Here is a 6,434-nt window from a genome sequence, read left to right as displayed (position 1 = left end):
GGTGGTGGGGCATGCCCCACCACCAGCAGCACCTAAATCTCCACCGAAAATTACACCACGAGCGCGGACGCTAACGGGCAACGGTCAGCCAGGCAGCTTTGGAATTCCGTTTCGAATATCAGGCTCTGGCCTATCAGGACATTCCCAGGCTCAAGTCGCTGGTTGATGTTGCAATTTCCGCGACATCTGACTCCGCTCCCTCGGACCTCCTGTGGGAGGGGCTCTCGTGGACGATCCTGTTCGAAATCGCCAACACATTCAGACGCAAGGGCATTGGCTCGGGAGCGAGGGGGCATCGGCTGGCCCCCTGGCAGATCAGGCGTGCGATCGAGTTCATGCGGGCCAACCTTGATACCCCTATTCGCCTCGCTGAAATGGCCGAAATCTGCCAGGTTTCGCCATTCCACTTCGCGCGGGGGTTCCGCAATGCCATGAACGTGCCCCCGCATCGCTATCTGGTGCTGTTGCGAATAGATCATGCCAAGGATCTGCTGAAAGGCTCACCGCTTTCGATCACGGAGATCGCTATGGCAGCAGGTTATGAGACACCCCAGGCCTTTGCCCGCGCGTTCAGACAGACCACTGGCTACGCTCCGAGCCGCTATCGCGAAATGTTGGGACCGTGACCCCGCTGCTTGCGCCCCGTGCCGGGCAGAAGACCGGTGTTCATGCCTATGATGTGGCACATTATTCAGGCGTTGAACCTGTAACGTCCAACATATTTGCGGGGCAGGGCATGAGTTCTGTCTGGCAGCGCGACCTAATCAGCCGGGAGCCGGTTTCCCACATCTCTGTCCCTGCCAATGCGTCCATCGTCTTGTTGTGCCGGACTTCCGGTCCCTATATCCAGCGCGCTCGCTTGGCCGGAACAGCCTATAATGTGGAGGTCAAGCCGAATTTCTTCATGCTGCTCCCTTCCGGGATCGACAGTATCTGGTTTGACCAGACCGAAAGGGTGCAGGGCTGGTTCCATCTCCATTTCGACAAGACCATCCAGGACAGGATCGCCGCGGAGCTGGGCTGGAACTTTACCCGGATCACGACCTGCGTTTCGGTTGAATTGCGCAAGCTGGCGGATACGGCCATCCACCTGTCCGGCAATGTCGCACCGCCCGCGTTAATCTGGGATTCTCTGTGCTGGATGATCCTCTATCATTTCAGCAGGTGCAATACAGCCAGCGGGCAGGTGGATGTCCGTCTGGCCCATCATCTTGCACCGTGGCAGGCGCGACGTGCGGTCGAATTCATGCGCGCCAATCTTGATCGCGACATTACGCTGAACGATATTTCGGGCATATGTCATGTGTCGCCGTATCATTTTGCCCGCGGTTTCAAGAACTCGCTTGGCCGACCACCTTACCAGTATCTGATGCTGTTGCGCATGGAGCGAGCGCGGGATCTGTTGCTGAGCTCGACCATGTCCGTCACGCAGATTGCCCTGTCGGTCGGCTATGATACGCCCCAGGCATTTGCCCGGGCCTTTCGGCGCATCCATGGTATCAGCCCAAGTCATTTCCGGATTGATCGAGCGAACTGCCCCCGAGGAACTTGGCTTCCGAAGCAAATGTGCTAGCATTGCATGCGGGGTGAGGCTGTTTTCCGGGGTGGGCGGTGGACGGTGTCGATTTCGACGATTACCGGCTGACCGATGGCGTTGCGCCATTCATCGCCGCGCATCAGCTGGTCGCCGATGACCCGGCTGTCCAACTGATCGAATTGCACCAGCCAGCGGGCGATTTTTCCGATCCTCCGCTGAATGATCTTGTCATCACGGTGGGATTGTCGATGCACCGGACGTCTTATCGCAATGGCAGCTTCCGCTTTTCGGGGACGGCGGTTCCAGGCCAATGGTCGCTGCTCGCCCGCGGTGAAGCCAATGCAATCGTGATTGATGATTCCAATCATTTCAGGGCACTTGCCGTCGATGGCTTGCTTGCCGATACGTTGCTGGACCGCATGTTCGATGGGCGCCCGCCCGATATAGCCAAACTGCACGCGGTGCAGGCCAGCAACGGGGTGCCTCAATTGATCGAAAGGCTGTGGCGACTGTCGTCGGGCAGTCACGCCTCGGCGATCACGACCCTTTACCGGGATTCCGTGATTGTGACCCTGCTGGGGGAATTGGCCGCACTGAATGGCGATGCAGCCAGGCAGACACGTGGCGGGCTGGCGCCCTGGCAGGAGCGGCGCGTGAACGACTATCTTCAGACAAATTTTTCGCGCGACATCACCTTGCTTGAACTGGCATCGCTCTGCAGCCTGTCACCCGATCATTTTTCCCGCGCATTCAAGCAAAGTTTCGGCGTGGCTCCGCAGAAATACCAGATGCTGCTGCGATTGAATGCTGCGCAGACTTTGCTGTTGCAGCCGGACCTTTCCATTGACACCGTGGCTGTCTGTGTCGGCTACAAGGGCCAGGCCGGGCTCAACAAGCTGTTCATACGCGAACTGGGGGTGACGCCTCTAAATTATCGCCGCCGCATGGTCTGAGTGCCCGGTCAGGCGAGCATGCGCGTGCTATGCCCGAAATGGCGCAAGAATCGCTCCTCCCGAGCAAGCCCGGCACCGCTGGCACCTCAATGCTCTGCTATGGACTGCAGGCGCTGAAGCAAGGAAGCGCGTCTGACCGCCACCTTGCGACATCCAAGGAGTGCTCCAGATGCCGACCGCATTGCCAATCCCCGGTTCCTCGCTTCTTTCCCCTGCCGATCATGTGCTCATCCTGATCGACCACCAGTCGCAAATGTCCTTTGCCACGAAATCGATCGACGCGGTCATGCTGCGCAACAACGCTGCACTGGTGAGCCGGGCAGCCCGCATTTTCGAGGTTTCGACAATTCTGAGCACCGTTGCTGAGAAGACGTTCTCCGGCCCCATGTTCGACGAGATCAAGAGCCAGTTTCCGGGTGAGGAGGTGATCGACCGGACAACCATGAACACCTGGGAAGATCCCCGGATCGCCGACCGTATCAACGCCATCGGCAAGTCGCGAATTGTGCTTGCAGGGCTGTGGACCAGTGTCTGCATTGTAGGGCCGGCGCTGTCCGCTATCGACCAGGGCTTCGAGGTCTTCGTGCTCGCAGATGCTTGTGGCGACGTTTCCGATGAAGCGCATGACAGGGCAATGGACCGTATGGTCCAACTAGGCGCAACGCCGATGACCTCTTTGCAGTACATGCTCGAACTTCAGCGCGACTGGGCGAGAGGCGAAACCTATGATCCTGTCGTGCATGCCGCGATAGATCATGGCGGAGCCTATGGGCTCGGGCTGATATACGCCAAGGCGATCTTGGGCGCCGACGCAAGCGAAGGCTGATCGATTAAACGTACAAGGTCACCTCCGCTCCTGTCCGCCCCCAGGTATTGGTGACCGGGCCGGCCGCTTCCAAGCCTCCCGAAGGCCGGCCCACCTCCTTCATTCAGGCCCTTCTGCAATGGTGAAGCCATGAAGATATATCTGTTCTCGCTTGGTGCCGGCTTGCTTGTGGGCATTATCTATAGCCTGCTGGGCGTCCGCTCGCCGGCGCCACCCGTTGTAGCATTGCTTGGCCTGTTGGGCATGCTGGTGGGAGAGCAGATCCTGCCATTTGCGATGCGCGTATATCGGGGCAATCCCGATGTGATGGCAGAGACGCGGGCCGACTGTTCGGAGCATATTCTGGGCGCGTTGCCAGCGCGCCCCGGGCTCCGCCGTCGGGATAGCGACGCATGATGGACCGCAGGGCGGTGTCTGCAGGCCTCGCCTTGACCGGCTTGCTAGGAACGATCGAGGGCAAAGCCATGGCGGAAGATGCACGATATACAGACACCATCCTATTCAACGGGAAATTCACGACGCTGGACCCGCAGAACCCCGCCCCTCAGGCGATCGCCATAAAGGAGGGTCGGTTCCAGGCTGTGGGAGATTTTTCTGATGTCATCGCCCTGCAGGGACCCGGCACCCGGATGATCGACTGCAAGGGCCGGCGCGTGATACCGGGGCTGTGCGACAACCACATCCATGTCATTCGCGGAGGGCTGAACTTCAATCTGGAACTGCGCTGGGATGGTGTCCCCAGCCTGGCTGATGCGATGCGCATGCTGAAGCAGCAGGTCGACCGCACCCCAGCTCCGCAATGGGTCAGGGTTGTTGGCGGCTTCAGCGAGCACCAGTTTGCCGAGAAACGCCTACCCAGCCTGGCTGAAATCAACGTCGTCGCACCCGACACGCCGGTATTCATCCTGCACCTTTACGACCGCGCCTTGCTCAATGGCGCTGCTCTCAGGGCAGTGGGCTATGATCGAGACACACCCGACCCGCCGGGCGGCGTGATCCAGCGCGATTCCCAGGGCAACCCAACTGGGCTGCTGATTGCTAGCCCCAATGCCTCCATCCTTTATGCCACACTGGCCAAAGGGCCGAAACTGCCTCTCGACTATCAGCTCAATTCCACCCGACATTTCATGCGGGATCTCAACCGGCTGGGCGTGACCAGCGTTCTGGATGCTGGCGGGGGTTACCAGAACTACCCGGAAGACTATGCGGTTATCGAACAGCTCCATGAACGCGGTCAGCTGACGCTGCGCATCGGCTACAATCTGTTCACGCAAAAGCCCCGGGAGGAGAAGGAGGATTTCCTGCGTTGGACCCGCAGTGCCCGACATCACCAGGGCGATGACTATCTGCGTCTCAATGGCGCGGGCGAAATGCTTGTCTTTTCGGCTGCGGACTTCGAGGATTTCCGTATGCCTCGGCCGGACATGCCGCCGAACATGGAAGATGATCTCGAGGAGATCGTCCGGATCCTCGTTGCCAACCGTTGGCCGTGGCGGATGCATGCTACCTATGAGGAGACGATCGTCCGGGCTCTCGACGTGTTCGAGAAGGTCAACAGGGAGATGCCGTTCGACGGCCTGCACTGGTTTTTCGACCATGCCGAAACGATCACCCCACGCTCGATCGACAGGGTGGCCGCACTCGGCGGCGGCATCGCGTTTCAGCACCGCATGGCCTATCAGGGCGAGTATTTCGTCGAGCGCTATGGTGCCGAGGCAGCAGAAGCGGCGCCGCCTTTCCGACGCGTACTGGAAAGTGGCGTGCGGACCTCCGCAGGCACCGATGCGACGCGCGTGGCGAGCTACGATCCCTGGGTAAGCCTGTCCTGGCTCGTCACTGGCAGGACGATGGGGGGCATGCGGCTTTATCCGCATCGCAACCTGCTCGATCGACATGAAGCGCTGAGAATGTGGACCCAGCACGTCGCCTGGTTTTCGGGCGAGGAGGGGCGCAAGGGACAGATCAAGCAGGGGCAGTTGGCCGATCTAGCGGTACTGAGCCAGGATTTCTTCGAGATTCCTTCCGATCGTATCCGCCAGACCGAATCCGTGCTCACAATTGTCGGTGGCAAGCCAGTCTATGGGACTGGCAACTTTGAAGGCTTGGCAGAACCGCCGCCGCCGCCAATGCCCGACTGGTCGCCGGTCGCCCGGTTCGGTGGCTATCACAAGGCCGAAGGGGCGACTTCGGTCAGCCTGCAAACGGCACAGTCGGCCTGTGGCTGTGCTACACCGTGCGCGGTTCATGGTCATGAGCATGCGCGAGCGACCCAGGTTCCGGTCAGCGATTTCAAGAGTTTCTGGGGCGCTCTCGGCTGCGCATGCTGGGCGGTGTGAGCGCGAGCCTTTCATCGCCGCGGCCCGTTCCGGCCGACCTTGCCGGGCTGCTCGCCTTTGTGTCCGGCTATGTCGACACTGCTGTCTTTATCCATATGCAGGGACTTTTCGTCGCGCATGTCACCGGCAATTTTGTTCTGCTTGGTGCGACACTAGCCAGCCAGAGTGGGGGTGGGGCAGAGGGACATTATGGATCGGTCTGGGTCCAGTTCGCAGCCTTGCCTGCCTTCTTTCTAGTTGCTGTGTTCGCTGGCCTTGCGGCTAGCCAAATTTCAGTTAACCGCAGACTATCGTTGCTGCTGTGGCTTGCCAATCTGGCGGTGGCGCTGACAGGCGGCATTGCACTGTTCCTTGGGACAGGGCCCTGGGATACTGGCTTGGCGCTTGCGCTGGCAGGGGCGATGGGCATGCTCAACGCCGTTCACAGGCTGGTACCGGCCATCGGGCCACCGTTCACGGTCATGACGGGCAATGTAGCAGCGCTGGCGCTGGCCTTGGCAGGTCGAATGAGTCAGGCGCCTTCCGCTACGCCCGAGCCATCGGTATCGGGCAAGATCATGATATCTGTTTGTGCATTTGCTGGCGGTTGCGCGCTGGGCGCTCTTGCCCAGTCCTGGCTTGGGATGGGATCGGTTCTCCTCCCCGCCATCCTTCTCGCGGGTCGCCTGATGGTCCTGCGATGACAGCCTTCCTCGCGCTGCTGCTGGCGGGCGTGGCGGGGGGGCCGCCCCGCCCGCCGGGCATCGCCCCGTTGGGCGGCGGGGGGGGTTGGCGCCCCCGTT

General features: G+C 60.4%; 7 protein-coding genes. All 7 read left to right on the top strand.

Going from position 1 to position 6,434, the window contains the following annotated elements; all coding sequences use genetic code 11:
- The first annotated feature begins 98 nt into the window (after positions 1-98).
- A complete protein-coding gene (locus K5Q19_RS08630) occupies positions 99-626 on the top strand; it encodes an AraC family transcriptional regulator (RefSeq protein ID WP_273301998.1) in 528 nt (175 codons plus the stop codon).
- Entirely contained in the window at positions 623-1,573 is a 951-nt protein-coding gene (locus K5Q19_RS08625; protein WP_273302000.1) for an AraC family transcriptional regulator, read from the top strand. Before K5Q19_RS08630 ends, K5Q19_RS08625 begins: the two co-directional genes overlap by 4 nt.
- Before the next feature lie 38 nt (positions 1,574-1,611).
- Positions 1,612-2,490, top strand: a complete 879-nt coding sequence (locus tag K5Q19_RS08620) for an AraC family transcriptional regulator (protein WP_273302002.1) — start codon at positions 1,612-1,614, stop codon at positions 2,488-2,490.
- Between the two features lie 169 nt (positions 2,491-2,659).
- A complete protein-coding gene (locus K5Q19_RS08615) occupies positions 2,660-3,316 on the top strand; it encodes a hydrolase (RefSeq protein ID WP_273302003.1) in 657 nt (218 codons plus the stop codon).
- A gap of 129 nt (positions 3,317-3,445) precedes the next feature.
- On the top strand, positions 3,446-3,712 hold the full coding sequence (locus tag K5Q19_RS08610) for a DUF1427 family protein (protein WP_066283600.1): 267 nt from the start codon (positions 3,446-3,448) through the stop codon (positions 3,710-3,712).
- Between the two features lie 68 nt (positions 3,713-3,780).
- A complete protein-coding gene (locus K5Q19_RS08605) occupies positions 3,781-5,652 on the top strand; it encodes an amidohydrolase (RefSeq protein ID WP_273302007.1) in 1,872 nt (623 codons plus the stop codon).
- A complete protein-coding gene (locus tag K5Q19_RS08600; RefSeq protein WP_273302005.1) occupies positions 5,637-6,335 on the top strand; it encodes a YoaK family protein in 699 nt (232 codons plus the stop codon). The genes K5Q19_RS08605 and K5Q19_RS08600 overlap by 16 nt, the downstream gene beginning before the upstream one ends.
- The last annotated feature ends 99 nt before the right edge of the window (positions 6,336-6,434 follow it).

This window comes from Novosphingobium sp. (assembly GCF_019748365.1).
Taxonomy (GTDB): Bacteria; Pseudomonadota; Alphaproteobacteria; order Sphingomonadales; family Sphingomonadaceae; genus Novosphingobium.
The sequence above is the reverse complement of the archived record's forward strand: the minus strand, read 5'-3'. Positions and strand labels throughout refer to the sequence as shown.

Bases quoted from the DNA above. Each gene is read 5' to 3' on its own strand.
- K5Q19_RS08615 (WP_273302003.1), top strand. From the start codon at position 2,660: ATGCCGACCGCATTGCCAATCCCCGGTTCCTCGCTTCTTTCCCCTGCC.
- K5Q19_RS08600 (WP_273302005.1), top strand. From the start codon at position 5,637: ATGCTGGGCGGTGTGAGCGCGAGCCTTTCATCGCCGCGGCCCGTTCCG.
- K5Q19_RS08605 (WP_273302007.1), top strand. From the start codon at position 3,781: ATGGCGGAAGATGCACGATATACAGACACCATCCTATTCAACGGGAAA.
- K5Q19_RS08610 (WP_066283600.1), top strand. From the start codon at position 3,446: ATGAAGATATATCTGTTCTCGCTTGGTGCCGGCTTGCTTGTGGGCATT.